This window comes from Streptomyces sp. A0642 (assembly GCF_004795105.1).
Lineage (GTDB): Bacteria > Actinomycetota > Actinomycetes > Streptomycetales > Streptomycetaceae > Streptomyces.
In genome coordinates, this window is record NZ_SSBL01000020.1 from 20,052 (window position 1) to 46,045 (window position 25,994).

Genomic DNA, 25,994 nt, shown 5'->3' on the forward strand with positions numbered 1-25,994 from the left:
GGCACTCACCTCGCCCCACCCTCCGTCAGCGCCGCCGCACCTTCAGGGTGTTGTCCGTCCGGGTGGTGGGGTTCCCGTCCGGGTCGTTCTGGACGCGTTCGTGCTCCGCGCTGACCAGGACGTCCCACTCCCCCGCGGGAAGTTCGAGGGAGGCGAGCACCTCGTCCGGGGTGGGGAGTTCCACGTCCGCGTGATCGTGTTCCCAGGCCGGGAAGCCGGCGTGGCCGACGACCAGGAGGACGCCGCCCGGGGCGACCGCGGCGGCGGCGCGGCGCAGGATCCGCTCGCGCGGCAGGTCGCCCATGGAGTGCAGGAACTGCGCGGAGACCAGGTCGTACTCCCCCTCCGGGAAGGAGACCCCGAGGTCGTGGAACTGCCAGTCGATGCGGTCGGCGACCCCCGCCTCCGCGCCGTGCTCGGCGGCCCGCTCCAGAGCGACGCGCGAGATGTCGGTGGCGGTGACCCGCCAGCCCTCGCGGGCCAGCCACACCGCGTCGGCCCCCTCGCCGCAGCCGAGGTCCAGGGCGCGCCCCGGCTTCAGGCCCTCCACTTCGCGGACGAGCGGGGCATTGGGCTTCCCGCTCCAGATCCGCCGGCTCTCGCGGTAGCGCTCGTCCCAGAGTTCGGCGTCGGATGCCCTGGCCGCGTCGGAGGCGGTGCTGTCGCTCGTCATCGTGTCTCCTGCAGTCCGTGCCGACGGTTTCCGAGGGTCTTCTCGCAGACCTGGCGCTCGGCCTCCGCCGAGAAGGGGGCGCGGCGGGCCTCGACCGCGCGGCGGGTGTCCTCGGCGACGAGGTCCGCGTTGACGGCGCCCCCGGCCTTCAGCCCCGCCGCCGCGGAACCGATGACCTGCTCCATCAGACTGGCGACGTTACCGGCCACCCACACACCCGGCACCTCCGTCGCTCCCGTCGGGTCGGCCGCGATGTACGTGCCGAGGGTGTGGCCGCCCATCTCCAGCGGGGTGGCGCGCAGACCGAGGCCGTCGAGCACCCCGGAGCGGGCCGTGAACCGCGGCTGGACCACGACGGCCTCGCGCGGAACGACCCGGCCCCCGGCCAGCCGCACCCCGGTCAGCCGGTCGCCGCTCACCTCGAGCCCGGCCACCTCACCGTCGACGACGGCGATGCCCCGCGCCGCGAGCTGCTCGTACTCCTCCTCGCCCGGCTCGGGCCCGTCGTTGAGGAAGAGGGTGATGTCGGGGCTCCACTGCCGCCAGAGCAGCGCCTGGTGGACGGCCATCGGTGTCAGTGCCACGATGCCGATCGCCGCGTCCCGCACCTCCCACCCGTGGCAGTACGGGCAGTGCAGCACATCGTGCCCCCAGCGCTCGGCCAGGCCGGGGAGGGGCGGCAGTTCGTCGACGAGGCCGGTGGTCACGAGGAGGCGGCGCGCGGTGACGGCACCCCCGTCCGCCCGTACGACCCGGAACTCGGCCCCGCCCGGCAGCCGCTCGGCCGACGTGACCTCGCCCTCGGTGATCTCGGCCCCGTACCGGGCCGCCTCCATGCGGCCGGCGGCCACCAGCTCCGAGGGCGGGGCGCCCTCGCGGCCCAGGTAGTTGTGCACGTGGGACGCGGGTGCGTTGCGCGGGCTGCCCGCGTCGATCACCAGCACCGAACGCCGGGCCCGCGCCAGGGCCAGGGCGCCGCTCAGACCCGCGGCCCCACCGCCGACCACCACCACGTCGTACGTCTGCGTCATGTCGCTCATGGGAAACACCTCCATCTGGGGAGATGGTGCGTGTCCGAGTCGGAATCGGCAAAGATCCTTGCCGAAGCGGCAAACCCGCACCGGACGACCTCCCCGGGGCTCCTCTCCCCCACGCCCCACGCACCGACGGCGCTACCCCGAGAGCAGCGGCCCGCGCCCCCGGTTGGCGTCGGCGTCCGGCTCCGGGCGAGCGGCGACACTCACCGTGGCCGCTGTCGAGCGTCCCGGCCGGGAGCCGAGCCGGCCGTCAGCCCCTCCCAGGTCGCCGACGGCCCCGTCAACGGGCGGAGGTCACCAGCTGATGGCGGCCGCCACCGGCAGGTGGTCGCTGCCGGTCTCCGGCAGGAGCCACGCCCGCTTCGGTTCCACGCCCCGCACCAGGACCTGATCGATCCGCGCCACGGGGAACGCCGCCGGCCAGGTGAAGCCGAAGCCGTCCCCCGCCTCGTCCTGGGCCGAGTGCAGTCGCGAGGTGAGGGCGTCGAACGCGCGGTCGTCCATGGTGCCGTTGAAGTCGCCGAGCAGGACCACCCGCTCGTTCCTCTCGGCGGCGACGGCCTCGGCGAGCGCCTTCGCGTTGCGGTCCCGGTGGCCCGTCCCGAAGCCGCTGCGGGGCGTCACGCGGACGGATCCCAGGTGGGCCACGTACACCGCGAGCGGCCCTCGGCCGGTGGCCACCGTGGCCCGCAGCGCCCGGGTGTCGGGCAGCTTCTCGGCGGCCGTCTTGGTGGCCCCCAGCGGCCCGACGTCCTGCTGGATGTCGACCGGTCCGGCGTCCGAGAGCGGCAGCTTGCTCCACAGCCCGACCGTGCCCAGCACCGTGTGGTGCGGATACGCCGGCGCCAGCTCCTTCTCGTACGTACCCCTCGCCCGGTCGGCGATCTCCTCCAGGGCCAGCACGTCCGCGCCCGAGGCGGCCAGGGCGCGGGCGGTGCCGGCCGGGTCGGTGTTCCCGGCGCCGACGTTGTGGCTGACCACCGTCAGGTCGCCGCCCGGCCGGGTCCGGTCGGCGAGCAGGCCGCCGAAGAGGTTCAGCCACACCACGGCCGGCAGCAGCAGCGCGACCACCGCGGAGGCGGAACGGCGCCGGAGCGCGACGGCGAGCAGCACCGGGACGCCCAGGCCGAACCACGGCAGGAAGGTCTCCACCAGACTGCCGAAGCCACCGCGGCCGGTGATCCGTGCGTGCGCCGTCATGAGCAGGCCCAGCACGAGCGCCAGGGCGGCGGTCACCGGGCCACGCCTCCAGGGGCCCGGCCCGGAGAGGGCGCGGACCGCCCGCCGCACGCGGGTGCGCCGGGTGCCGGCCCCCGGGGCTCCTGTCCCGGTGCCCGCAGGCCCGACCTGCCCGGTCTTCGCCGTGTCCACGTGCGTCATCGTCCGCCCTCGCTCGCTGTCCCTCGCTGGTTCTCGATGCGAGTACACGCAAGGCGCTGTTGCCGTCGCGTATGCGGTTTTCGATACACCGGCGATATGTACCGAATCGTATTCTGAGCACATGCGTGTCTTGATCGTCGAGGACGAGCCCTATCTGGCCGAGGCCATCCGCGACGGCCTGCGGCTGGAGGCGATCGCCGCCGACATCGCCGGTGACGGGGACACCGCGCTGGAACTGCTCGGTGTGAACGCGTACGACATCGCCGTCCTCGACCGGGACATCCCCGGGCCGTCCGGAGACGAGATCGCCCGGCGCATCGTCGCATCCGGCAGTGGCATGCCGATCCTCATGCTCACCGCTGCGGACCGGCTCGACGACAAGGCGTCCGGGTTCGAGCTGGGCGCCGACGACTACCTCACGAAGCCGTTCGCGCTCCAGGAGCTCGCGCTCAGGCTCAGGGCCCTCGACCGCAGGCGCGCCCACAGCCGGCCTCCCGTGCGGGAGATCGCGGGCCTGCGGGTGGATCCGTTCCGCAGGGAGGTCTTCCGGGACGGCCGCTATGTCGCACTGACCCGGAAACAGTTCGCCGTGCTCGACGTGCTCGTCGCGGCCGAGGGGGGTGTCGTCAGCGCCGAAGAACTCCTGGAACGGGCGTGGGACGAGAACGCCGACCCGTTCACCAACGCCGTACGCATCACCGTCTCCGCCCTCCGCAAGCGCCTGGGCGAACCGTGGATCATCGCCACCGTGCCCGGCGTCGGCTACCGCATCGACGCGGCGCCCGGGGGCGGGGGCGTGGACCGTGGATAGGCGGCCCGGTCTGAACGTCCGTCTCAGACTCACCCTCAGCTACGCCGGGTTCCTCATGGTGGCCGGCGCCCTCATGCTCATCGCCGGGTGGTTCTTCCTGACGCGCGTGAGGCACGTCGGGCTCATCTTCCTGCCCGGCTACAGCCTGCCCGTCGCGCGCGACTTCGCCCCGATGGCGGCCCTCACGATGTTGTTCCTGCTGGTGTTCGGCCTCGCCGGAGGGTGGTTCCTCGCCGGCCGCATGCTCGCCCCGCTGGACCGCATCACGCACGCCGCCCGCATGGCCGCCAACGGATCGTTCTCCCACCGGATCGAGCTGCCGGGCCGCAAGGACGAGTTCCGTGAACTCGCGGACGTCTTCGACACGATGCTCGTACGGATCGAAGCGCACATCGCCGAACAGCAACGGTTCGCGGCCAACGCCTCGCACGAACTGCGCACCCCCCTGGCCATCTCGAAGTCGCTCCTCGACGTGGCCCGCACCGACCCGGACCAGGACCTCGGCGAACTCGTCGAGCGCCTCCACACCGTCAACACCCGGGCCATCGACCTCACCGAGGCGCTGCTGCTGCTCAGCCGCGCCGAGCGGAGGTCCTTCACCCGAGAGCGCGTCGATCTGTCGCTCATGGCGGAAGAGGCGACCGAAACGCTGCTCCCCCTCGCGGAGAAGCACGGCGTCACCCTGGAAACCAGCGGCGACATCGCGCCCACGGCCGGATCACCGGCCCTGCTGCTCCACCTGGCCACCAACCTCGTACAGAACGCGATCGTCCACAACCTGCCCGAAGGCGGCGGCATCCGGGTCCACACCGGGGTGCGGCCCGGCACCGTGGTGCTCACCGTCGAGAACACCGGCGTCCAGCTCACTCCCGCGGTGGTGGCGACCCTCACCGAACCCTTCCAGCGGGGCACGGAGCGCGTCCACACCGGCCATGCGGGGGTCGGCCTCGGCCTGGCCATCGTCGCCTCCATCACCCGGGCGCACGAGGGGACACTCACCCTCACCCCGCGCGAGGCCGGAGGGCTCCGCGTCACGGTGGAGCTGCCTGCGGCGGCCTGAGGCCGCCCGGCAGGCCGCCCGGCGAACGCGCGCAGGACCTCCCGGCCGCACGGCCTGCCGTCCAACTCGCGCCGGGAGAGCCGCAGACAGTGGTCGGCGCGCACGCACCCGGACGGACGACGCCGACGGCGCTGCCGGGGCTCCGGCCAGGGGCGGCGGCTCGTCCGGCGTGGTCGTCAGCCTGCCGCACCCCGACGTCCCGCCGGCCCCCTCGGCGGTCCGGCCGTTCCGCGTGCGGGCCCCGGCTGCTGAAGCCGCCCGCGCGATCCGTTCCGCACTCGATCGAGTGGACGTTTCCTCCCATAGACGTGGTTCGAGGGGGAAATGCCCTCCCGCCAGCGATCATTCGGCCGTGATCTCAACCTCTCGGACGGCACGCCGTCCCCAATACCCCCTCGCCGCCGGGCTCGGCGCACTCGCCGTGCTGACCCTGCTCCCCGCGATCCCGGCCGCCGCCGCGCCGTCGGCCGACGTGCCGCCCCGGGCTTCCGGCTTCGACTCGCCCCGTGTGGTGACCCCGGCGGAACGCAGGACCGCCGCCTATCTCGACTCCCTGCGGGGCAGGCCCGAGCGGCTGAAGGCGTTCTTCAAGGCCCTGCCCAAGGGCGGTGACCTGCACAACCACCTCTCCGGAGCGGCCACCACGGAGTACCTGATCAAGCTCGCGGGCGAGAAGGGCCTGTGCATCGACGCCACGATGACGGCCGTCGCGCCGCCCTGCGGTCCGGGAAAGCGGCCCGCCGCCGACGCGCGGACCGACGCCGCGTTCCGGCAGCAGATCATCCGGGCGTGGTCCATGCAGGACTTCCCCGCCGACGAGTCCGGGCACGACCACTTCTTCGACACCTTCGGCAAGTTCGGCCTGACGACGTGGGACCGGGGCAAGCTGCTGGCCAATGTGGCCAACACCGCGGTGGAACAGAACCAGTTCTATCTGGAGACCATGGTCACCCCTGCGGGGGACAGCGCCAAGAAACTGGCGGAGGCGGTCGGTTACGACGCCGATCCGGCGGCCTTCCACCGCAAGCTCCTGGCCGGCGGGCAGCTCGACCGGGTCGTGAACGAGGCGGTCGAGGAAGCCGACGACGCCGACACGCAGTTCCGGGCGACCGCGCACTGCGACACCGCGCACCCCGATCCGGCGTGCCGGCTGCCCGTCCGCTGGATCTCCCAGGTGTCCCGGGGCAGCTCCCCGGCGCGGGTGTTCACGCAGATGGCGGTCGGCATGCGGCTGGCGGAGCGCGATCCGAGGTTCGTCGCGGTCAACCTGGTCCAGCCCGAGGACTGGGACAGCTCACTGAGCAACTACCGCCTCCAGATGCGGATGCTGAAGTACCTGCGCGGCCAGTACCCGGGCGCCCATCTCACCCTGCACGCCGGTGAGCTGGCTCCCGGTCTGGTCAAGCCCGAGGACCTGACGTTCCACATCCGCGAGGCCGTGCTCGTCGCCGGAGCCGAACGCATCGGACACGGCGTCGACCTGGTCCACGAGGACGACTGGCGGCAGCTCGCCCGGACGATGGCGCGGCGCCAGGTCGCGGTCGAGGTTCCGTTCTCCAGCAACAAGCAGATCCTCGGCATCGCGGGCGCCGACCACCCGTTCGAGGCCTACCGCCGCTACGGCGTCCCCGTGGTGCTGTCCACGGACGACCCGGGCGTCTCACGGATCGACATCAGCCACGAGTACCAGTACGCCGCCCGGACGTACGACCTGGGCTACACGGCGTTGAAGGACCTGGCCCGCGCCTCGCTGGAGTACGCGTTCCGCGACGGGCACAGCCTGTGGGCCGCGGGTTCCGCGCCCTCCGGCTACCGCCCGGTCCCGGCCTGCGCCGGCAGCCGGCCCGGTGAAGACCGGCCCGGCCCGCGCTGTGGGCGCTACCTCGCCGGCAATCCGAAGGCCGCGACCCAGTGGCGTCAGGAGGCGGCCTTCGCCTCCTTCGAGCGCGACCACGCGGGCCGTCGCTGAGACGCGGCGGGCCCGCGCCGAGGCGGAGGCGGCCGAGCCGCCTCCGCGCGGGCGTCGGGGTGCGGGGCCGTGGGCCCCGCACCCCCTGCGGCAAGGGGCTCGGACGGCAGCCGACACGCCTCGGCGCACGGGGCGGTGCGGGGCAGCGGTCCCGCACCCCCTGCGGCAAGGGGCTCCGCGCCTCAGAAGCCGCCGCCTCCGAAGTCGCCCCCGCCGCCGAACCCTCCGCCGTCACCGAATCCGCCGCCTCCCCCGTCGCCGAACCCGCCCCCGCCGAAGTCCGACGAGTCGAAGTCGGACCCTGAGAAGTCGCCGCCGGAGAAGTCCCCGCCGCCGAAGTCCCCGCCGCCGTACTCCCCCGCGTAGGCCGGAGTGGCGAGCATGGAGCCGAGCATGGTGCCGACCAGCAGGCCGGGGAGCAGGCCGCCCCCGAAGTAGCCGCCCGCCCAGGGGCCGTAGGCCGGGCCGGCCTCCCAGTAGGGGCGCCGGGTGCCGTCGCCCACGTCGACGGTGCGGCTCATCGGGTCCTCGCCGCTGCGCAGCCGCGCCTCGTCGGCGCCGCAGACGGGGACCTCGCGGGCCGTGCCGCCCGAAGGCGACCAGCGGACGTCGGCGACCGACGGGCCGTGGCGCGGGTCGAAGAAGCAGGGCGGGCGGCGGACCGGGAGTTCGCCCCCGGTGCGGCGGGCTTCGAGGACGGCGAGGGAGTAGCGCCCGTCCTCCAGGGCCTGGGTCACGCCGCGCACGTCGGAAGGGTGCCGGGCGTGCTCCATGCGGGACTTCGCGCTCTCGTAGGAATCGAGGGCGCGTGCGTAGTCGGCGCGCATCGCGTCGTCGGCGCCGGGTTCCCCGGGGTGGAAGTCGAGCCGGTCCAGGGTCTCCCCGTAGGCCGTGATGTCCTCGTCCACGACGACCCGGAGCCGGTCCAGGGCGGCCTGCTCCTCGGCCTCCTTGCGCTTCCGGTTGCGGCGCACGACCGTGTACGCCGCCGCGCCGCCGAGGACCACGACGCCGCCGATGACGATCAGGCCGGCGGCGGCCGAGCCGGGGCCGGAGGAGGTGCCGCCGCCCCAGGAGCCCGGGGCATGGCCGCGGGCCTGTTCGACGGCCCGGTCGACGAAGGCGTTCAGCTGGGTCGCGGCCGACGTGTCCGCGCCGGGGGACTTCACGGCCGCCACGAGGTTCTGGACGGACTGGCGGGACATGACCCGCGGGTCGGCGCCCGCGTTGAAGCCGTCGCCCAGACGGATCGCGTAGACGCCGGTGATCCCGGTGTCGGTGCGCAGGGTGCGCAGCACGCTGTCCTCGGGGAAGGCGGGGCTCTGCGGGAGGACGGCCACGAAGACCGGCTTGTCCGCGTCCTTGATCTTCTTCGTGAGGGCGTCGGCCTGGCTCCGGGAGAGCTGGCCGGCCGCCGCAGGATCGACGTACACCGGGCTCTTGCGCAGGGCCCTGGCCACCTCGTCGACGGTGGATGCGCTGGTCGCGGCCGGTGCGGCGGGGGCCAGGAGCAGGGCGGCGGCAGACAGCAGAAGGAGAAGTCCCGCGAGGAGGGCCGGGACGAGGGAGGCGGGCAACGCTCTGTTCCGCATAGTTCGACGCTAACCCAGACGGGTGAGAACCGCGTGGTGGGTACGGCCGGGCGGGACCGGCCCGGACAGGTCGGGAGCGCGGAGTGGGCGGGGCGGCCGCCGCCGCCCCGCCCACCCGCTGATCAGGCGGCCCGGTAGGCCGCCCGCAGCTTCGCCACCGCACCGGTCAGATCACCGGTGAGCAGCAGGTGGTCCGCGTCGGCGAACGGCTTGGACACCGCTTCCGTCAGCTTCCCGCCGGTCTTCTGCTGAACCAGCAGCCGGGCCTGCCCGACGATGGTCCGCCCCACGTCGGTCCGGCCGAGGCCGGACCTCTCCGCGACCTGGGCGGCCAGCGCGAGGGCGCCGAGCGTGAGCTCGCCGCCGGCCGGGGGCTTCTTCAGCGTGGTGAGTCCCCAGCCGTACGGGAACTGCGGGTCGTACGCCGCGTCGCCCACGTTGATCGGCAGCTGGGCCTCGGACTTCGGCCACGTCACCGGAAGCTGCCCGGTGAAGGCCCGCTTGCCGAAGAGCACGTCGGCCACGCCGTCGCCCTCGGTGCCCGGCAGCCAGGAGGCCACCAGCGCGTCGATGCCGTCGAGCCGGTCGCCAATGAGCTGCGGGCGGCCCGAGACGATCAGGACGGCGCACTTCATCGCGGCGCAGACCTTGTCGACCGCGGCCTTGTCGGCGGCGGACAGCTCCAGGTCGTGGCCGTTGCCGACGTCGCCGATGCCCTCCGCGTACGGGGTCTCGCCGACGACCACGACACCGACGTCGTAACCGTCCGTGGCGGCCGAGGCGTCCTTGGAGTAGGTGACCGAGGCGGCGTCCTTCTTCATGGCGGACAGGATCGTGGTGCCCGGGGTGATGTTGCCGGACGAGCCCTGCCAGCTGACGGTCCAGCCGCCCGCCTGGTTGCCGATGTCGTCGGCGTTGGAGCCGGCGACGTACACCTTCTGCGTGGACTTCAGCGGCAGCACGCCGCCGTCGTTCTTCAGCAGCACCTGGGACTTGGCGGCGGCCTCGCGGGCCACGGCGCGGTGCTCGGCCGAGCCGACCTCGTCCAGGTGGGAGGTGTCGGCGTACGGCTTCTCGAAGAGGCCCAGCCTGAACTTCTGCGTCAGGATGCGGGACACCGCGTCATCGATCCGGGCCTGGCTGATGCGGCCCGCGGTGACCTCTGCCTGAAGCGTCCTGGTGAAGTCCTTGTACGCCGTCGGCACCATGATCATGTCGAGTCCGGCATTGATCGAGGTGCGGACGTCGCTCGCGTAGTCGCCGGGGATCTGGTCGATGGCCTGCCAGTCGCTGATGACGAAGCCCTCGAAGCCCATCCGGTCCTTGAGCACCCCGTTGATCATCTCGGCGTTGGCGTGCATCTTCACCGGGCCCTCGTCGTCGCCGAGGATGTCGAGCGAGGAGTACGACGGCATGACCGTGCCGACGCCCCGCTTGACGGCGTCCGCGAACGGGGCGAGGTGGACGGCTTCGAGCTCCTGGCGGGTGACCTTGGTGACGCCCTGGTCGATGGGGTACGAGCCGGTGGTCGAGGAGCCGTACTCCGTACCGCCGTCGCCGACGTAGTGCTTGGCGGTGGCCAGCACCTTGTCGTTGCGGTCGAGGTCCTTGCCGGACGCGGCGCCCTGCATGCCCTGGATCACCGTCTCCAGGGACTCCACGAGCGCCGGGTCCTCCCCGTACGCCTCGTAGGCGCGGCCCCAGCGGTCGTCGCGCGAGACGCAGAGGCAGGGGGCGAAGTCCCAGGGGATGCCGGTGGCGCGCACCTCGTTGGCGGTGACGGCGCCGGTCTTCTCGACGGTCTTCGGGTCGCGGGTCGCGCCGAGGCCGACGTTGTGCGGCATGATCGTCGAGCCGATCACGTTGTTGTGGCCGTGCACCGCGTCCACGCCGTAGATGAGCGGGATCTGGAAGCGGGTCGCCTGGGCGCGGAGCTGGTAGGCGTCGACCATCTTCGCCCAGGCCGCGGCGGTGTTGGGGGTCGGGACGGAGCCGCCGCCGGAGAGCAGCGAGCCGAGGTCGTACGTCGCGATGTCGCCCTGCGAGGAGAGCGCGTTGCGCTCGGCCTGCGTCATCTGGCCGGCCTTCTCGGCGGGCGACATCCGGGCGAGCAGGTCGGTGACCCGCTTCTTCACCGGCAGCTTCGGGTTCTGGTAGGGCAGCCCGTGGGCGTCGATGACGACCTGCGGGTTCTCCTTCGGCGGCCGGGCGCCGGTGACGGTGAGCGCGAGGGGGACGGTCTTGGCGGAGGCGGCTCCGGTGACCTTCTTCGTGGTGACCGAGACGCGGTGCGTGGTGCCGGACGCGGTGCCCGCGGGGAAGGTGTACGTGCCGCTGACCGGGGTGTAGTCGGTGCCGGGGGCTGCGCTGCCGCCCTGCGTCTCGTACGCGACGGTGACGGGCTCGTCCAGCGGGAGCGAGCCCGTGGTGGCGACGGAGAGGTCGAGGGCGGCGGTCTCCCCCTGCTCGACGGGGTGCACGGCCGCGTCAGTGACGACGCTGGCCTTCAGGGCGGCGTCGGCCTTCCCGTACAGCTCCACGCCGTCGATGGCGAACTTGCCGGGTGCCCCGGGCGGCAGGGTGAGGGCGTAGCCCCACATCTCGGTCAGGCCGAGCACCTGGTCGATGCCGCCGACGGGCTGGTAGTCGCCGCGGTAGGCGAAGTCGGCGAACGGGATCTCGACCTGGTGCCAGCCCTCCCAGTCGTCGGTGAACGAGGTCGTCCAGAGCTCGGATGCCTCGCCGTGGGCGCCGCCGTCCTTGATCTCGAAGCTGATCTTCTTGCCCGAACCGGGCGGCAGCGGCGCGGTGTTCTGTCCGTACCACCAGAACCGGATGCCCTTGTGGGCGGACCAGTCGTGGGCGGGCCGGCCGGCGGCGTAGTCGTGGCTGAGTCCGCCGTACCCGCTGATGTCGTAGGTGCCTTCGAGGACCTTCGCGCCCTCGGGGGCGTCCGCCCGATCCTTGAGGGAGAGCGTCGGCGGGTCGTCGGCGTCGCCGCCCCAGGTGAAGATGCCCTCGGCGGGCTGGTTGGCGAAGGGGACCTCTCCCTCGAACCGGTCGACGGCGACGGGCGCCGGTTCGTCGGCCGCGACGGGCGCCGCCGCGCTGGGGACGGCCCCGGCGAGCAGGCCGGCGAGGACGGTGGCGGCGGCCAGTGCGGCTGTCGCGGGTCTGGCCCGGTGACGGGTGCGGGGTGGCATGTGCGGCTCCTCGGTGCGGTGGGCGCGCGCGGCACGGCGGTGTGCGGATGCCGTTCCGCGCGCGGGGTGCGGGTGTGACCTTGAGGTGCGAGGGGTGGTGGTCCGGTTATTTCTTCTGCTCGACGCGCACCCAGTCGATCTCCGCCCTGACTCCGCCCTGCGCGACGCGGTCGACGCTGGACTGCGGAAGACCCCAGTAGGGCGTGGTGACCTTGTTCCAGCCGGCCGGGTACGCGCCGCCGAGGGCCAGGTTGAGGATCACGTACTGGTTGTGGTCGTAGACCCACTGGCCGCGGGTGGATTCCAGCTTCTGGCGCGAGGTCGTCTGGACGACCCGGTCGTCGACGGTGAACGTCATGCCTTCGGGCGTCCACTCGACGCCGTAGGTGTGCCAGGCGTCGGCGCGGCCGCCGCCCGGGTACGTCTGCTGCTTTCCGATGTTGCCGTCGGCGGAGTAGCCGGGGCCGTGGAGGGCGGAGCTGGTCCAGTCGCCGTAGCCGATGTTCTCCATGATGTCCGTCTCGCCCGAGCCGGGCCAGGAGACGGACGGGTCGTCGACGTTGCTGCCGAGCATCCAGAACGCGGGCCAGAAGCCGTCGCCGACCGGCAGCTTCATGCGGGCGCTGACCTTGCCGTAGGTGAAGTCGAACTTGGTGTGGGTGTCGACCCGGCCGGAGGTGAAGTCGAAGGTGCCGTTGGGCGTGGGGGTGCAGCCCTTGCAGTACTTCGGCTGCAGGACCAGGGCGCCGTTCTCGGTGCGGATGTTGTCCGCCGAGTCGACGTAGGCCTGCGATTCGCCGTTGACGGGGCCCATCTCCGTCCCCGTGCGCACCACCCGCCACTTGGAACGGTCCAGGCCCGAGCCGGTGAAGTCGTCGAAGAACGTGGTGCTGTAGGTGCCACCGGGGTCCTTGGGCAGGGCGGGGTAGGCGGCGTTCGCGCTGCCTCCGGTGCCCCAGACCTGGAACTCGTAGAGGGAGTAGCCGAACTGGGCGGTGGCGGGCGCGGGGTTGTAGAAGGAGCGGCGTTCGGTGCCGAGCATCCGGACGTAGCGGCCGGTCGCCGGGGTGGGCAGGGTGACGGTGTCGTGGCGTCCGGCGGCCTCGCCCGGAGCCTTCACGTCGGCGCGGCGGGCGGCGACCTCGGCGGCGGAGGGCTGGTACACGGTGCGCCAGGTGCGGTTGTCGTCGGAGACCTGGATCCGGTAGTCGACGGCGTACGCCGCCTCCCAGTACAGGTCGACCGTGTCGATCCTGGAGGTGGCCCCGAGGTCGACGCCGACCCAGCGGTCCGCGTTCCAGTCGCTCGACCAGCGCGACTGGTCCGCCTTCAGGTCGGCCGGCCAGCCGCCGTCGGTGACGAAGGCCGGCGAATTGCCCGCGTGCTGGTACAGGTTGCCGTACGCGGGATGGTTCAGGGCGAGGTTGGCGCGGGTCGTGGAGGCGGCGGCCCGCTCCCCTCCGTACACCTTGAAGGAGTAGAGGGAGTAGCCCCAGGGGGTGGCGCGCTGGATGCCGCGCATCCGGACGTAGCGGCCGGTGACCTCCTGGGGGTAGGTGTGCGCCGTGACACTGCCGCCGGTGCCGTCGTCCTCGGTGTAGAAGGTGGTCCAGTCGGTGCCGTTCGCGGACGCCTCCAGCACGTACTTCTTGCCGTAGGCGGCCTCCCAGTCCAGGGTGACCCGGCTGATCCGGATCACGGAGCCGAGGTCGACACGGATCCAGGCGTTGTCGGCGAAGTCGCTGGACCAGCGGGTGCCGCCGTCGCCGTCGACGGCGGCTCCGGGCCCGGTGGCACCGTTCTCGGAGCCGGACGCGGTGACGGAGGCGGGATCGGCGGCGTGGGCGGCGGCCGCCCGGTCGGTGTCCCAGGCCGCGGCCTGCGCCGCCTGCCGGGGGGCGGGGGCGGCGAACGCCATGGGGGCGGCGAGGGCGATCAGAGCGGCGGTGGTGGCTGCCAGAGTCGTACGAGAGGGCATGGTGGGGCTCCCGTTCGTGTCGAAGTGGCTGCGCGGATGCGCGGCGCGGCTACGCGTTGCGGGTGAGGTGGATGGTGTCGCGGTACCACTTGGCGCTGTCCTTGAGCGTCCGCACCTGCGTGTCGTAGTCGACGCGGACGATGCCGAACCGCTTGTCGTAGCCGTAGGACCACTCGAAGTTGTCCATCAGCGACCAGGCGAAGTACCCCCGGACGTCGGCCCCCTGGGCGCGGGCCGCGGCGACGGCGGCGATGTGGTCGGCGAGATAGGTGGTGCGGTCGGCGTCGTGGATCTCCCCGTCCGCGGAGACGGTGTCGTCGAAGGCGGCACCGTTCTCGGTGATCACCGTCGGCAGGCCGTAGTCCTTCTCCAGCCGGACGAGCAGGTCGGTGAGGGCCGTGGGCGTGATCTCCCAGTCCATCGCGGTGCGCGGCAGGTCGCGCTCGACGACGCGGGTGACGGGCAGCCCGTCGGCGTCCGTCGGCGCGCCTTCCTCGGTGACGCCGGAGAAGAGCGAGCCGCGGTAGAAGTTGACGCCGAGGACGTCCAGCGGGGTGGCGATGGCCGCCAGATCACCCTCTTGGACGGGGAGTTCGATCCCCTGGGCGGCGAGGTCGGCGACGATGTCCTCGGGGTAGGCGCCCTTGACGACGGGGTCCAGGTAGAGGCGGGCGCCGAGCCCGTCGGCGCGGCGGCACGCCTCGGCGTCCTCGTGGCTGTCCGTCTCGGGGGTGGCGGTGCCCAGGTTGAGGGTGAGGCCGAGTTCGAGCGCGTGGCCGCGCGCGGCGGACTGCTCGCGCAGGTACCGCGAGGCGAGGCCGTGGCCCAGGAGCAGGTGGTGGACGGCGTGGATCGCCTCGCCGAAGTTCTTCCGGCCGGGAGCCTGGTTGCCGTACGCGTAACCGAGCATCGCCGAACACCACGGCTCGTTCAGCGTGGTCCAGTGCTTCACCCGGTCGCCCAGGGCGTCGTAGGCGAGAGCGGCGTACTCGGCGAAGCGGTAGGCCGTGTCGCGGGCCGGCCAGCCGCCGGCGTCCTCCAGCTCCTGCGGGAGGTCCCAGTGGTAGAGCGTGATCCACGGGGTGACGCCCTTGGCGTCCAGCTCGTCCAGCAGCCGCTTGTAGAAGTCCAGGCCCCTGGCGTTGGCGGGACCGCGGCCGCCGGGCTGGATGCGCGGCCAGGCCAGCGAGAAGCGGTACGTGTCGACGCCCAGACCGGAGATCAGCGAGACGTCCTCGGGCATCCGGTGGTAGTGGTCGCAGGCCACGTCGCCGTTCTCGCCGCGGACGACCATGCCCGGCACCCTGCAGTACGTGTCCCAGATGGACGGGGTCCTGCCGTCCTCCGCCGCCGCTCCCTCGATCTGGTACGCGGCGGTGGCGACGCCCCAGCGGAAGTCGGCGGGCAGACCGGGGACGGCCTGGGCCGTCACTTCGCGGGCGTAGGCCTGGGGGGTGCTGAGGTTCATGGCTCTCCTGGGGTGTGCGTGGCGTACGGCGCTGGGGCCGGGCCTACGGGCGGGCGGCGGGGGCCGGGGCTTCCCTGTGGAGCCAGCAGGCCACCGAGCGGGAGCCGTCCCCGTCCGGGGCGGCGAGCACCGGGACGTGGCTGTCGCAGCCCTCGACCTTCTTGGCGCAACGGGGGTGGAAGGCGCAGCCGGCCGGCATCGCGGACAGGTGCGGGGGTGATCCCGGGATGCCGCTGAGTTCGCGGCGGGGGCCGTGCAGGGCGGGGAAGGAGTGCAGAAGCCCGTCGCTGTACGGGTGGCGGGGGTCGCGGTAGAGGTCGGACGCGCCGGCCTCCTCGACGATCCGGCCGCCGTACATGATCGCGATCCGGTCGGAGAACTCGATGAGGAGGGAGATGTCGTGCGTGATGAAGACGACCGAGAAGCCGAGTTCCTCGCGGAGTCTGACCAGTTGGCGCAGGATTTGGCGCTGCATGACGACGTCGAGCGCCGTGGTGGGCTCGTCCATGATCACGATCTCGGGCTCCAGGGCGAGGGCCATCGCGATCATCACGCGCTGGCGCATGCCGCCGGAGAGCTGGTGCGGGTAGGCGCCGAGCCGGTCGGCGGCGATGCCGACCAGGTTCAGCAGTTCCCTGGCCCGCGCGGTCCGTTCGCTCTTCCTCATCTCCGGGCGGTGCGCCTGGAGTACGTCGGTGAGCTGGCTGTGGACCGTGTGCACCGGGTTGAGGGAGTTCATCGCGCCCTGGAAGACGATCGACAGCTCCTGCCAGCGGAAGGCGCGCAGTTCCGGCGCCGACAGGGTGAGCAGGTCGAGCGCCTCGCCGCCCGGCCGGTGGTAGTGGACCTCGCCGCCGGTGATCACGCCGGGCGGGGAGAGGAGCCGGGTGACGGCGTAGGCCAGGGTGGACTTGCCGGAGCCCGACTCGCCGGCGAGGCCGAGGACTTCCCCGCGGTGCAGGGTGAGGTCGATGTCGCGCAGCGCGTGTACGGCGTCCGCGCCGGTCCCGTAGTCCACGTGGAGACCGCTGATGGTGAGGACGGGCTCGCTCATGAACGGGTTTCCTTCTCGGGGGTGCCGGTACGGACCACGGGGGTGAAGCCGGCCTCGGACGCTCCCGTACGGTCCGCGGACGTCGCCGTGCGGGCCACGGGGGTGAAGCCGACGCGCATGCGGACCTTCCGGGAGGCTCCGGTCTCGGTGCGCAGGCGCGGGTTGACGAACTCGTCGATGCCGAAGTTGATGAGGGCGAGCGACATGCCGAGCAGCGCGATGCAGAGCCCGACGGGGACGAACCACCACCACGCGCCCTGGGCGAGGGCCTGGTTGGACTGCGCCCAGAACAGGACGGTCCCCCAGTTCCAGTTGGAGATGTCGGCCACGCCGATGAAGGCGAGCGTGATCTCGGAGAGGATCGCGAAGATGACGGTGCCGACGAAGCCGGAGGCGATGACGGCGGTCAGGTTGGGGAGCACCTCGAAGAGGATGATCCGCCAGGTGGACTCCCCGGTGGCGCGGGCCGCCTCGACGTAGTCCCGGCGCCGCAGGGAGAGCGTCTGGGCGCGCAGCACCCGGGCGCCCCAGGCCCAGGAGGTCAGGGCGATGACGGCCGCGATCAGCAGGTCGCCCGCGTCGGAGACGAAGCTCGCGATGATGATGATCAGCGGCAGTCCGGGGATGACCAGGAAGACGTTGGAGAGCAGCGAGAGCACCTCGTCGGCGGCGCCGCCGAGGAAGCCGGCGCTGACCCCGACGAGCACGGAGAGCAGCGTGGCGAGGACGCCCGCGACGAATCCGACGATCAGGACGCCCCGGGCGCCCACGAGGATCTGCGAGAGCACGTCCTGACCGATGTGCGTGGTGCCCAGCCAGTGGGCCCCGGACGGCGGCTGAAGCAGTTCGTCGCTCATCGCGTCGGGGTCGTACGGGGCGATCCACGGGCCGATGACGGCGATCAGCACGAAGAACAGCAGGATGGCGAGTCCGACGACGGTCTTGCGTCCGCGCAGGAAGCGGAACCTGCGCTTGCCGGCGGGCGGTGTCTCGACGGCGTCGAGTACGGCGACCTCGGTGGCGGTGACGGCCATGAACCTACGCCTCCCTTCGGGTACGGGGGTCGAGGACCATGTAGAGGACGTCGGCGAGGAGGTTCGCCGCGAGGACCGAGAGCGTGATGATGAGGAAGACGCCCTGCATGAGGGGGTAGTCCTTGGCTCCCACGCCCTGGAGGAGCTGGAAGCCGATGCCCGGGTAGTTGAAGACCATCTCGACCAGGAGCGTGCCGCCGACGATGAAGCCGAGTGAGAGGGCGAAGCCGGAGATGTTGGGGAGGATCGCGTTGCGGGCGGCGTATCCGAACATCACCCGGCGCTCGGACAGGCCCTTGGCCTGGGCGACCATGACGTAGTCCTCGCTCGACACCGTCACCATCATGTTGCGCATGCCGAGGACCCAGCCGGCCACGGCGCTGAGCACGATCGTGAGGCCGGGCAGCGCCCCGTGGTAGAGCGCGCTGGAGATGAAGGGCCAGTCGAAGGCGGGCACCAGCCCGTCGTCGTATCCGCCGCCGGCCGGGAAGAGCGGCCACTTCATGGCGAACAGCCAGATGGCGACGAGGCCGAGCCAGAAGTACGGGATGGCCGAGATGAACGTGGTGACGGGCAGCAGGCTGTCCATCCACGAGCCGCGCCGCCAGCCGGTGAAGACCCCGAGGCCGGTGCCGAGCACGAAGCTGATCAGCGTGGTGATGCCGACGAGCGCGAGCGTCCACGGCAGCGCGTCGCCGATGACCTCGCTGACCGGGGTCGGGAAGAAGGTGAACGACAGCCCGAGGTCGCCGTGGAACAGGTGCACCCAGTAGTCGGTGTACTGGTCCCAGAGGGACTGGTGCTTGTCCAGGCCGAACAGTGCCTTGAGCGAGGCGATGGCGCTGGTGTCCAGCTGCCCCTGGAAGCGGGCGATGAGGGACTGCACCGGGTCGCCGGGCATCAGCCGCGGGATGAGGAAGTTGATGGTGATCGCGGCCCACGCGGTGACCAGGTAGAAGGCGAGCCGTTGGAGCAGGTACTTCACTTCGCAGCCTCCTTCTCGTGGTCGTCGGTGGTGGTGGCCGCGCCACCGGCGGTGCCGTCGTACAGCCAGCAGGCGGCCCACTGGCCGTCGGCCAGGTCGAAGCGCGGCGGCAGTTCGGTGCGGCAGCGCTCCATGGCCTTCGGGCAGCGGGGGTGGAAGCGGCAGCCGGCCGGCGGGTCGATGAGCGAGGGGGGCTCGCCGCTGCCGGTCTCCTCCTGCTCCTCCTCGTCGACGACCCGGTCCGGGTCGGGCGCCGAGGCGATCAGGAGCTGGGTGTAGGGGTGGGCGGGGCGCTGGGTGACGGTCTCGCTGTCACCGCCCTCGACGATCCGGCCCGCGTACATCACGAGCGTGGAGTCCGCGAAGTAGCGGGCGGACGCGATGTCGTGGGTGATGTAGAGGATCGCGAGGTGCATGCGCTCCTTGAGGTCCCCCAGCAGGTTGAGCACTCCGAGCCGGATCGAGACGTCCAGCATCGAGACGGGCTCGTCGGCGAGGAGGACCTGGGGGTCGGCGCCGAGCGCGCGGGCGATGGCCACGCGCTGGCGCTGACCTCCCGACAGCTCGTGCGGGAACTTGTCCAGATACTGATGAGGAGGAGTCAGCTGGACGCGGTTCAGCAGAGCGGTCAGGTTCTGTTCCAGTTCCTCCTCGCCGCTGCCCGCCCTGTCGTGGATCTTCAGGGCGCGGGTGAGGTGGTAGCGCACGGTGTGCACGGGGTTCAGCGAGGCGAACGGGTCCTGGAAGATGAGCTGGACCCGGCGTACGTACCTGCGGAAGGACCGGCCACGTCCGGCCTTCACCGCCTGACCGCCCAGGTGGATCTCGCCCTCGGTGAGCGGATACAGCTGGGCGAGCAGCCTGGCGACGGTCGACTTCCCGGAGCCCGACTCCCCCACCAGTGCCGTGACGGTGCCGCGCCGCAGTTGCAGCGAGACGTCGTCGACGGCGTGGACGGTACGGCGCCTGCCCGCGACGAGATCGCGGCCGGTGCGCCGTACGGCGAAGTGTTTGGTGACTCCGCGTGCTTCGAGCACGACGTGGTTCTTCTCGGACTGTTCAGACATGGCCGGTTCCTGGGTCCCTGGGGGTGAGAGGCCGACGGCCCTACTTCGACGGCTTGAGATTCAGCACGACTTCCAGCGAGGAGGGCTGGGTGTGCTGCGGGTCGGCGTACGGGTTGGCCTCGGTGGGCCAGCCCACCCAGTTCTTGGTGGAGTACTCGGCCCCGATGGGGGCGGCCGCGGTCGGGATGACCGGTGCCTGCTCGACCATGATCTTCTGCAGGGTGTTCATGGCGGTGGCCCGGGCCTCGTCGGTGGTGGCGCCGGCGAAGTCCTTCAGCGCCTCGGTGGCCTCGGTGTTCTTGAAGCGGCCGAAGTTGCCGAGCTGGGAGGCCTTGCCGATGGGCTGGAGCAGGGCTCCGTCCATGATGTTCTGGTACATGTCGTACGGGGTGGCGCCGCTGTTGGTCCAGTGCAGGGTGGCGTCGAAGTTGCCGTTGGCGACGTCCGCGCCCCACGCCTCGGCGGTCTGCGTCTTGACCTTGGCCTCGATGCCGAGCTGCTTGATGTTGTCCTTGATGATCGCGAGACCGGTGATGTAGTCGTTCCAGCCGGCCGGGTCGGTGAAGGTGAGCTTCACGGGCTTGCCGCCCGGGTCCTTGAGCACACCGCCGCTGAGCGTGAAGCCGGCCTTCTCCAGGATCTTCTTGGCGCCCTCGACGTCCGGCTTGGTGGTCGCGCTCTTGTACTCGGGCGCGAGGAACGACTCACCGGCGGGCAGCGGGATGCCGGTCGGGTTGGTGATCTCCGGGTAGAGGGTCGCCTCGGCCTGGACGTAGATCGCGTTGCGGTCGACGACCATCGCCATGGCCTTGCGCAGCGCCGGGTTGTCGAACGGCTTGCGGGCGGTGTTGAACCACAGTCCGTGGATGCCGAGCCCGGAGGGGAACCAGAGCTTGTGGTTCTTGGGGTCCTTGGCGACGTACAGCTGCTTGTAGTTCGGCATGAAGACGAACGACCACTCCAGCTTGCCGCTCGCCAGGGCGGTGGTCGCCGCGCTGTTGTCGTTGTAAGTGCTGTAGCGCAGCTCCTTGACCTTCGTCTCGCCCTTCCAGTACGTGGGCGTGGCGGTCAGGGTCGTCGTCTGCGGGGTGAACGTCTTGAGCTTGTACGGGCCGGAGCCGACGGGCGTCCGGTTGGGCCAGGTCTCCGGGTCCTTGACGCCTTCCCAGATGTGCTTGGGCACGATGAACTGGTTGATGATCTTGTTCTGGTTGACGTACTGGGAGTCCTCGAAGGTCAGGACGACCTTCTTTCCCTGGACCTCCACGCCGCCGAAGGCGATGCCGTTGCCGTTGAGCGCCGGGTGCTTCTTCAGGAGGTTGAAGGTGAACGCGACGTCCTCGGCGGTCAGCGGCTTGCCGTCGGCCCACTTCGCCTTGTCGTTCAGGGTGAAGGTGACCTTGGTGAAGTTGAGGTCCCAGGCCCAGTTCGTGGCCAGCCACGGGTCGGCCTTCTCGGCGGGCCGGATCTGGCGGGTCATCGCCAGGGGCTCGTAGATCATGTAGCGGTAGCCGAGGGTGGCGCCCGCCGACGTGGCCAGGAACGGGTTGCTGTTGTTCGTCTGCGGCCCGTCCGGCTTGCCGAGGGTCAGGACGCCCGAGGCGCTGCCGCCCTTGTTGTGGTTCGAGTTGGCGGACGAGCATCCGGCGGCGAGCGCGACCACCGCGGTGGCGAGCGCGACCGCTCTGAGCGTGTGGTGACGGCGTGCGGACATGGCGACTCCAGGAGGACTGGCGGGTCTGGACGATCCGGAAACGGGCAGCGCTCGGCGCGCCGGGTACGGGCGGTGCGGGTGCGTACGGGGCGGTGCGGGGTACGGGCGGTGCTAGGGCGCCGAGTGGCGCACGACCAGTTCGGTGGGCAGCACGAGGGGTGCGTCGGGCACGGGAGTGCCGCCGAGGTGGGAGAGCAGCATCCGTGCGGCCGCCTCACCCATCTGGCGGGTGGGCTGGCGCACGGTGGTCAGAGGTGGTTCGGTGTGCTCGGCCATCGGGATGTCGTCGAACCCGACCACCGCGATATCGCCGGGCACGGTCCGCCCCGCGGCGCGCAGCGCCCGCAGCACTCCGGCCGCGGAGATGTCGTTGTGCGCGAACACGGAGTCGAACTCGACTCCTGAAGCGAGGAGTTGCTCCACGGCCAGCCGGCCGCAGGGCTCGGTGAAATCGCCGCGGACGACGAGGTCGGTGGGCAGGACGGAGAGGAATCCCGCCAGCCGGTCGCGTACGCAGCCGAAGTGCTGGGGGCCCGTGATGACCAGGGGCCTGGTGCGGCCGGCGTCCCGCAGATGACGGGCGGCCGACGCGCCTCCTTCGTGGTTGGTGGTCACGACGGAGGGGAACTCGGGGTGGTGGCCGCGATCGTCGATCAGCACGATCGGCAGTCCACCGCGGTGCAGTGCGGTGAGGTGGTCGAGGGTGTTCTCGGGTTCGACCACGACCAGCCCGTCGAAGGCCCGCGCCGACACCTGGGTGGTGAAGCGCTCCACGGACTCGGCCCCGCGGTTGCAGGTGAAGAGCAGCAGCCCGTAGTCGGCGGCCTCGACGGTGTCGACGACGCCCTGAAGCAGCTCGCCCATCCACGGCCACGTCAGCGACGGCACCAGCATGCCGACCGTACGGCTGCTGCCGCGGGCCAGACCGACGGCGCCCGAACTGGGGACGTAACCGAGCTGTGAGATCACTTCACGAACACGGGCGGCCGTCTCCGCGTCCACTTCGCCCTTGGTGTTGATGACCCGGGAGACGGTCGTCTTGCTGACGCCGGCCTCGCGGGCGACATCAGCCATGGTGACACGCATCGGGGGCCTCCAGGACACAACGGGACAGAGCGAACGAACAGCCGTGGAACCGGTACCGCAACCGGTTCCGGAACCGGTACCGGCGGTGGTGGCGTGAGTTAACCCCCCTGGAACAGGACCGTCAATACTTCACGTCGAGATTGGTCCGTACCCCTGCGTCGACCCGCCGGAATCAGCGATTGCGTTCAAGTCGTGAACACAGGGGGTCTTGACGTGGGCACGTAAGAGCAGTTCACTCCCGTCTCGTCCCACGGCACGTCCCCCACGCTCCCGCCGAGGAAGGCACCAGCCATGATCCGTTCAGGAAGGGCGGCCAGGGCGCTGCTCGCCGCAGTGCTCGCGACCGCCGGCCTCACCGGGCTCTCGTCCGGCACGGCGCAGGCCGCCGGCGAGACGGTGAACATCGCTCTGACCACCACCGACGACTCCGGCGGCCGTCATGTCACCCGCGGCCTGGAGGCCCAGACCCCGGTCACGTTCGGCGCCGGGAACGGGGGCGGCGGCACGAACATCACGGTCGACGAGAACACCCGGTACCAGACCTTCACCGGCGGCGGCGCCTCGTTCACCGACACCGCCGCGTATCTGATGAAGAGCAGCGGGGCGCTGAGCCAGGCGACCCGGGACGCCACGATGAAGAAGCTCTTCTCCCCCACCGAGGGCATCGGGCTGTCGTTCGTACGCAATCCGATGGGCGGTTCGGACCTGGCGCGGTACGGCTACACGTACGACGACATGCCCGCCGGGCAGAGCGACCCGTCCCTGTCGCACTTCTCGATCGCACACGACCTGGAGGACGTGCTGCCGCTGACCAAACAGGCCAAGCAGCTCAACCCGGCGCTGACGACGGTGGCTTCACCATGGACGGCGCCCGCCTGGATGAAGGACAACGGGCAGCTCAACGGAGGCTGGCTGAAGGCGGAGAACTACGGCGCCTACGCGGGCTACTTCGTGAAGTACCTCCAGGCCTACCGGGACCAGGGCGTCCCGGTCGACTACGTCACCGCGCAGAACGAGCCGACGTGCTGTTCGGGTTACCCGTCGATGAGCTGGAACGGCTCCGGTCTGGCCTACTTCACCAAGAACGAGCTGCTGCCGAAACTGGCGTCGGCCGGCCTGGCCACCAAGGTGCTCGCGCACGACTGGAACTGGGACACCTACGACGCCTACGCGGCGGCCACCGTGGACGACGCGGCGGTGCGCAACCACCCGAACTTCGGCGGGGTTGCCTGGCACGGTTACGGCGGTGACATCGCGAAGCAGACGGCGGTGCACAACCAGTACCCGTCGATGGACGCGTTCCAGACGGAGCACTCGGGCGGCACCTGGATCGCCGACCAGCAGCGCGAAGACATGATGAACATCATCGATTACACCCGCAACTGGGCGAAGTCGGTGACCAAGTGGTCCCTGGCGGTGGACCAGAACCGGGGTCCGCACAACGGCGGCTGCGGTACCTGCGACGGGCTGATCACCGTCCACAACGGCGACAGCCGGAGCGGACAGGTCGACTACACCATCGAGTTCTACACGATGGGACATCTGACCAAGTTCGTCCGTCCGGGCGCCTCCCGGATCTCCTCCACGGCCAGTTCGGCGGTGCCCAACGTCGCGTGGCGCAACCCGGACGGTTCGAAGGCGTTGATCGCGTACAACGGCGGCGGCTCGGCCCAGCAGCTGACCGTCAACTGGGGCGGCAGCAAGTTCACTTACTCGCTGCCCGCCCGCACCTCCGCGACCTTCACCTGGTCGGGGACGCAGTCCGGGGCGGACACCTCGTCGGGCACCCTGTCCGGTCCCGGCGGCAAGTGCCTCGACGCCACGGGCAACACCGGCGCCGACGGCACCCCCGTCCAGCTCTGGGACTGCACGGGCGGCGCGAACCAGCGCTGGACGGTGCAGGGCGACGGCTCGATCCGTACGCTCGGCGCCTGCCTGGACGTGTCCTCGGGCTCCACGGCGAACGGAGCGAAGGTCCAGCTGTACACCTGCAACGGCACGGGGGCGCAGCGCTGGACGTACAACGCCGCGACCGGCGACATCGTCAACACGGCCGCCGGAAAGTGTCTGGACGTGACCGACCAGTCGACGGCCAACGGGGCCCGCATCCAGATCTGGACGTGCACGGGTGCCGCCAACCAGAAGTGGCGCCTCGGGTAGCGGACGCGTGTACGGCGGCCGCGGACCGGGCCCGGTCCGCGGCCGCCGTACGCCCGCCCTACTCCGTCGGCTCGACTCCCGCGCGCAGCAGCCCGAAGGTGTACGCGTCCTCCAGGGCCTGCCAGGACGCCGCGATGACGTTCTCGGCGACCCCCACGGTCGCCCAGTCGCCCTTGCCGTCGCCCGTGGTGATCAGGACGCGGGTGGTGGAGTCGGTGCCGGTGCGCCCCTCCAGGATGCGGACCTTGTAGTCCACCAGCTCCAGCTTGGCGAGCTGGGGGTAGATCCGCTCCAGGGCGACCCGGAGCGCCCGGTCGAGCGCGTTGACCGGGCCGTTGCCCTCGGCGGTGGCGACGAGGCGCTCGCCCTTGGCCCAGAGCTTCACGGTCGCCTCGTTGGCGTGGGTCCCGTCGGGGCGGTCCTCGACGATGGCGCGCCAGGACTCCACGCGGAAGTAGCGGCGGGGACGGCCCTCGATCTCGGCGCGCATCAGGAGCTCGAAGGAGGCGTCGGCCGCCTCGTAGGTGTAGCCCTGGAGTTCCCGCGCCTTGACCCGCTCGACGACGCGGCCGATGAGCTCGCGGTCGCCGCCGAGGTCGACACCGAGCTCCTGGCTCTTGAGCTCGATGGAGGCGCGGCCCGCCATGTCGGAGACGAGCATCCGCATGCTGTTGCCGACCAGCGCGGGGTCGATGTGCTGGTACAGGTCCGGATCGACCTTGATCGCGGAGGCGTGCAGCCCGGCCTTGTGGGCGAAGGCCGAGACGCCGACGTACGGCTGGTGGGTGGAGGGCGTGAGGTTGACGACCTCGGCGATGGCGTGCGAGATGCGGGTCATCTCGGCGAGGGCGCCCTCGGGCAGGACCGTCTTGCCGTACTTGAGCTCCAGCGCGGCGACGACGGGGAAGAGGTTGGCGTTGCCGACCCGCTCGCCGTAGCCGTTGGCGGTGCACTGGACGTGCGTGGCGCCCGCGTCGACGGCGGCCAGGGTGTTCGCGACGGCGCAGCCGGTGTCGTCCTGGGCGTGGATGCCCAGGCGCGCGCCGGTGTCGGCGAGCACGGTGGCGACGACGGCCTGGACCTGGGCCGGGAGCATCCCGCCGTTGGTGTCGCAGAGGATGACGACATCGGCGCCCGCCTCGGAGGCGGCCCGCACGACGGCCTTGGCGTACGCGGCGTTGGCGCGGTACCCGTCGAAGAAGTGCTCGCAGTCGACGAAGACCCTGCGCCCCTGGGCGACCAGGTAGGAGACGGTGTCGCGCACCATCTCCAGGTTCTCGTCCAGCGTGGTGCGCAGGGCGAGCTCCACATGGCGGTCGTGCGACTTGGCGACCAGGGTGATCACCGGGGCGCCCGACTCCAGCAGCGCCTTGACCTGCGGGTCCTCCGCCGCCTTGCCGCCGGCCCGGCGGGTCGCGCCGAAGGCGACCAGCTCGGCGTTGCGGAACTCGATCTCCTGGCGGGCGCGGGCGAAGAACTCGGTGTCGCGGGGGTTGGCGCCCGGCCAGCCGCCCTCGATGAAACCGACGCCGAAATCGTCCAGGTGCCGGGCGATGGTCAGCTTGTCCGCGACCGTCAGGTTGATGCCTTCACGCTGGGCACCGTCGCGCAGCGTGGTGTCGAAGACATGGAAACTGTCGTCGGTGGGCTTGGCCTTGGTGGTCATGCTGGTCTGACTCCTGTCGGATGAGTGGATCCGGACGATCTGGCTCCACTTGCCCCC

18 protein-coding genes are annotated in these 25,994 nt (G+C 71.3%); 4 read left to right on the top strand and 14 right to left on the bottom strand.

Annotated features, from left to right (window positions below; all coding sequences use genetic code 11):
- Nucleotides 1–25: 25 nt before the first annotated feature.
- The 3 genes from E6R60_RS27125 to E6R60_RS27135 all read right to left on the bottom strand — a co-directional run bounded on the left by E6R60_RS27125 (nucleotide 26) and on the right by E6R60_RS27135 (nucleotide 3,090).
- Nucleotides 26–673, bottom strand: coding sequence for a class I SAM-dependent methyltransferase (locus E6R60_RS27125; RefSeq protein ID WP_136329307.1), 648 nt, complete (start codon nucleotides 671–673; stop codon nucleotides 26–28).
- Entirely contained in the window at nucleotides 670–1,713 is a 1,044-nt protein-coding gene (locus E6R60_RS27130; protein WP_136329308.1) for an NAD(P)/FAD-dependent oxidoreductase, read from the bottom strand. Before E6R60_RS27130 ends, E6R60_RS27125 begins: the two co-directional genes overlap by 4 nt.
- Nucleotides 1,714–2,004: 291 nt before the next feature.
- The gene (locus tag E6R60_RS27135; protein WP_136329309.1) at nucleotides 2,005–3,090 is read right to left on the bottom strand and encodes an endonuclease/exonuclease/phosphatase family protein; all 1,086 of its coding nucleotides are present in this window, start codon (nucleotides 3,088–3,090) and stop codon (nucleotides 2,005–2,007) included.
- Between the two features lie 121 nt (nucleotides 3,091–3,211).
- Here E6R60_RS27135 and E6R60_RS27140 point away from each other — a divergent pair, with 121 nt between their 5' ends.
- The 3 genes from E6R60_RS27140 to E6R60_RS27150 all read left to right on the top strand — a co-directional run bounded on the left by E6R60_RS27140 (nucleotide 3,212) and on the right by E6R60_RS27150 (nucleotide 6,930).
- Entirely contained in the window at nucleotides 3,212–3,901 is a 690-nt protein-coding gene (locus E6R60_RS27140) for a response regulator transcription factor (RefSeq protein WP_136329310.1), read from the top strand.
- Nucleotides 3,894–4,961, top strand: coding sequence for a HAMP domain-containing sensor histidine kinase (locus tag E6R60_RS27145; RefSeq protein WP_206309525.1), 1,068 nt, complete (start codon nucleotides 3,894–3,896; stop codon nucleotides 4,959–4,961). The genes E6R60_RS27140 and E6R60_RS27145 overlap by 8 nt, the downstream gene beginning before the upstream one ends.
- A gap of 352 nt (nucleotides 4,962–5,313) precedes the next feature.
- On the top strand, nucleotides 5,314–6,930 hold the full coding sequence (locus E6R60_RS27150; RefSeq protein ID WP_136329311.1) for an adenosine deaminase: 1,617 nt from the start codon (nucleotides 5,314–5,316) through the stop codon (nucleotides 6,928–6,930).
- Between the two features lie 182 nt (nucleotides 6,931–7,112).
- On the opposite strand, the gene E6R60_RS27155 is transcribed toward E6R60_RS27150, so the two are convergent.
- From E6R60_RS27155 to E6R60_RS27200, 10 genes are all read right to left on the bottom strand, one after another.
- Nucleotides 7,113–8,522 carry a hypothetical protein gene (locus E6R60_RS27155; protein ID WP_136329312.1) on the bottom strand — a complete coding sequence of 470 codons (1,410 nt, stop codon included), beginning with the start codon at nucleotides 8,520–8,522 and terminating at the stop codon, nucleotides 7,113–7,115.
- 122 nt (nucleotides 8,523–8,644) lie between these two features.
- Nucleotides 8,645–11,725: a glycoside hydrolase family 3 N-terminal domain-containing protein gene (locus E6R60_RS27160; RefSeq protein ID WP_136329313.1), complete on the bottom strand. Its 3,081-nt coding sequence runs from the start codon at nucleotides 11,723–11,725 to the stop codon at nucleotides 8,645–8,647.
- Nucleotides 11,726–11,831: 106 nt separating this feature from the next.
- Entirely contained in the window at nucleotides 11,832–13,703 is a 1,872-nt protein-coding gene (locus E6R60_RS27165; RefSeq protein WP_136329314.1) for a discoidin domain-containing protein, read from the bottom strand.
- Nucleotides 13,704–13,752: 49 nt separating this feature from the next.
- Nucleotides 13,753–15,171 (bottom strand): GH1 family beta-glucosidase, encoded by a 1,419-nt coding sequence (locus E6R60_RS27170; RefSeq protein WP_136329315.1) that lies wholly within the window; start codon nucleotides 15,169–15,171, stop codon nucleotides 13,753–13,755.
- 43 nt (nucleotides 15,172–15,214) lie between these two features.
- On the bottom strand, nucleotides 15,215–16,225 hold the full coding sequence (locus tag E6R60_RS27175) for an ABC transporter ATP-binding protein (protein ID WP_136329316.1): 1,011 nt from the start codon (nucleotides 16,223–16,225) through the stop codon (nucleotides 15,215–15,217).
- Entirely contained in the window at nucleotides 16,222–17,259 is a 1,038-nt protein-coding gene (locus tag E6R60_RS27180; protein ID WP_136329317.1) for an ABC transporter permease, read from the bottom strand. Before E6R60_RS27180 ends, E6R60_RS27175 begins: the two co-directional genes overlap by 4 nt.
- Nucleotides 17,260–17,263: 4 nt before the next feature.
- A complete protein-coding gene (locus E6R60_RS27185; RefSeq protein ID WP_136329318.1) occupies nucleotides 17,264–18,244 on the bottom strand; it encodes an ABC transporter permease in 981 nt (326 codons plus the stop codon).
- On the bottom strand, nucleotides 18,241–19,311 hold the full coding sequence (locus tag E6R60_RS27190) for an ABC transporter ATP-binding protein (RefSeq protein WP_136329319.1): 1,071 nt from the start codon (nucleotides 19,309–19,311) through the stop codon (nucleotides 18,241–18,243). The genes E6R60_RS27185 and E6R60_RS27190 overlap by 4 nt, the downstream gene beginning before the upstream one ends.
- 40 nt (nucleotides 19,312–19,351) lie before the next feature.
- Nucleotides 19,352–21,025 (bottom strand): ABC transporter substrate-binding protein, encoded by a 1,674-nt coding sequence (locus E6R60_RS27195; RefSeq protein ID WP_136329320.1) that lies wholly within the window; start codon nucleotides 21,023–21,025, stop codon nucleotides 19,352–19,354.
- A gap of 111 nt (nucleotides 21,026–21,136) precedes the next feature.
- Complete coding sequence (locus E6R60_RS27200) at nucleotides 21,137–22,111, bottom strand: LacI family DNA-binding transcriptional regulator (RefSeq protein WP_136329321.1); 975 nt, start codon at nucleotides 22,109–22,111, stop codon at nucleotides 21,137–21,139.
- Nucleotides 22,112–22,402: 291 nt separating this feature from the next.
- Here E6R60_RS27200 and E6R60_RS27205 point away from each other — a divergent pair, with 291 nt between their 5' ends.
- Nucleotides 22,403–24,271, top strand: coding sequence for a lectin (locus tag E6R60_RS27205; RefSeq protein ID WP_136329322.1), 1,869 nt, complete (start codon nucleotides 22,403–22,405; stop codon nucleotides 24,269–24,271).
- A gap of 58 nt (nucleotides 24,272–24,329) precedes the next feature.
- Here E6R60_RS27205 and cimA read toward each other — a convergent pair whose 3' ends face one another.
- Nucleotides 24,330–25,937, bottom strand: coding sequence for a citramalate synthase (gene cimA, locus E6R60_RS27210; protein ID WP_136329323.1), 1,608 nt, complete (start codon nucleotides 25,935–25,937; stop codon nucleotides 24,330–24,332).
- Nucleotides 25,938–25,994 lie beyond the last annotated feature (57 nt).

Coding starts and splice junctions, on each gene's coding strand:
- E6R60_RS27125 (WP_136329307.1), bottom strand. CDS start 673: ATGACGAGCGACAGCACCGCCTCCGACGCGGCCAGGGCATCCGACGCC.
- E6R60_RS27130 (WP_136329308.1), bottom strand. CDS start 1,713: ATGAGCGACATGACGCAGACGTACGACGTGGTGGTGGTCGGCGGTGGG.
- E6R60_RS27135 (WP_136329309.1), bottom strand. CDS start 3,090: ATGACGCACGTGGACACGGCGAAGACCGGGCAGGTCGGGCCTGCGGGC.
- E6R60_RS27140 (WP_136329310.1), top strand. CDS start 3,212: ATGCGTGTCTTGATCGTCGAGGACGAGCCCTATCTGGCCGAGGCCATC.
- E6R60_RS27155 (WP_136329312.1), bottom strand. CDS start 8,522: ATGCGGAACAGAGCGTTGCCCGCCTCCCTCGTCCCGGCCCTCCTCGCG.
- E6R60_RS27160 (WP_136329313.1), bottom strand. CDS start 11,725: ATGCCACCCCGCACCCGTCACCGGGCCAGACCCGCGACAGCCGCACTG.
- E6R60_RS27165 (WP_136329314.1), bottom strand. CDS start 13,703: ATGCCCTCTCGTACGACTCTGGCAGCCACCACCGCCGCTCTGATCGCC.
- E6R60_RS27170 (WP_136329315.1), bottom strand. CDS start 15,171: ATGAACCTCAGCACCCCCCAGGCCTACGCCCGCGAAGTGACGGCCCAG.
- E6R60_RS27175 (WP_136329316.1), bottom strand. CDS start 16,225: ATGAGCGAGCCCGTCCTCACCATCAGCGGTCTCCACGTGGACTACGGG.
- E6R60_RS27180 (WP_136329317.1), bottom strand. CDS start 17,259: ATGGCCGTCACCGCCACCGAGGTCGCCGTACTCGACGCCGTCGAGACA.
- E6R60_RS27190 (WP_136329319.1), bottom strand. CDS start 19,311: ATGTCTGAACAGTCCGAGAAGAACCACGTCGTGCTCGAAGCACGCGGA.
- E6R60_RS27195 (WP_136329320.1), bottom strand. CDS start 21,025: ATGTCCGCACGCCGTCACCACACGCTCAGAGCGGTCGCGCTCGCCACC.
- E6R60_RS27200 (WP_136329321.1), bottom strand. CDS start 22,111: ATGCGTGTCACCATGGCTGATGTCGCCCGCGAGGCCGGCGTCAGCAAG.
- E6R60_RS27205 (WP_136329322.1), top strand. CDS start 22,403: ATGATCCGTTCAGGAAGGGCGGCCAGGGCGCTGCTCGCCGCAGTGCTC.
- cimA (WP_136329323.1), bottom strand. CDS start 25,937: ATGACCACCAAGGCCAAGCCCACCGACGACAGTTTCCATGTCTTCGAC.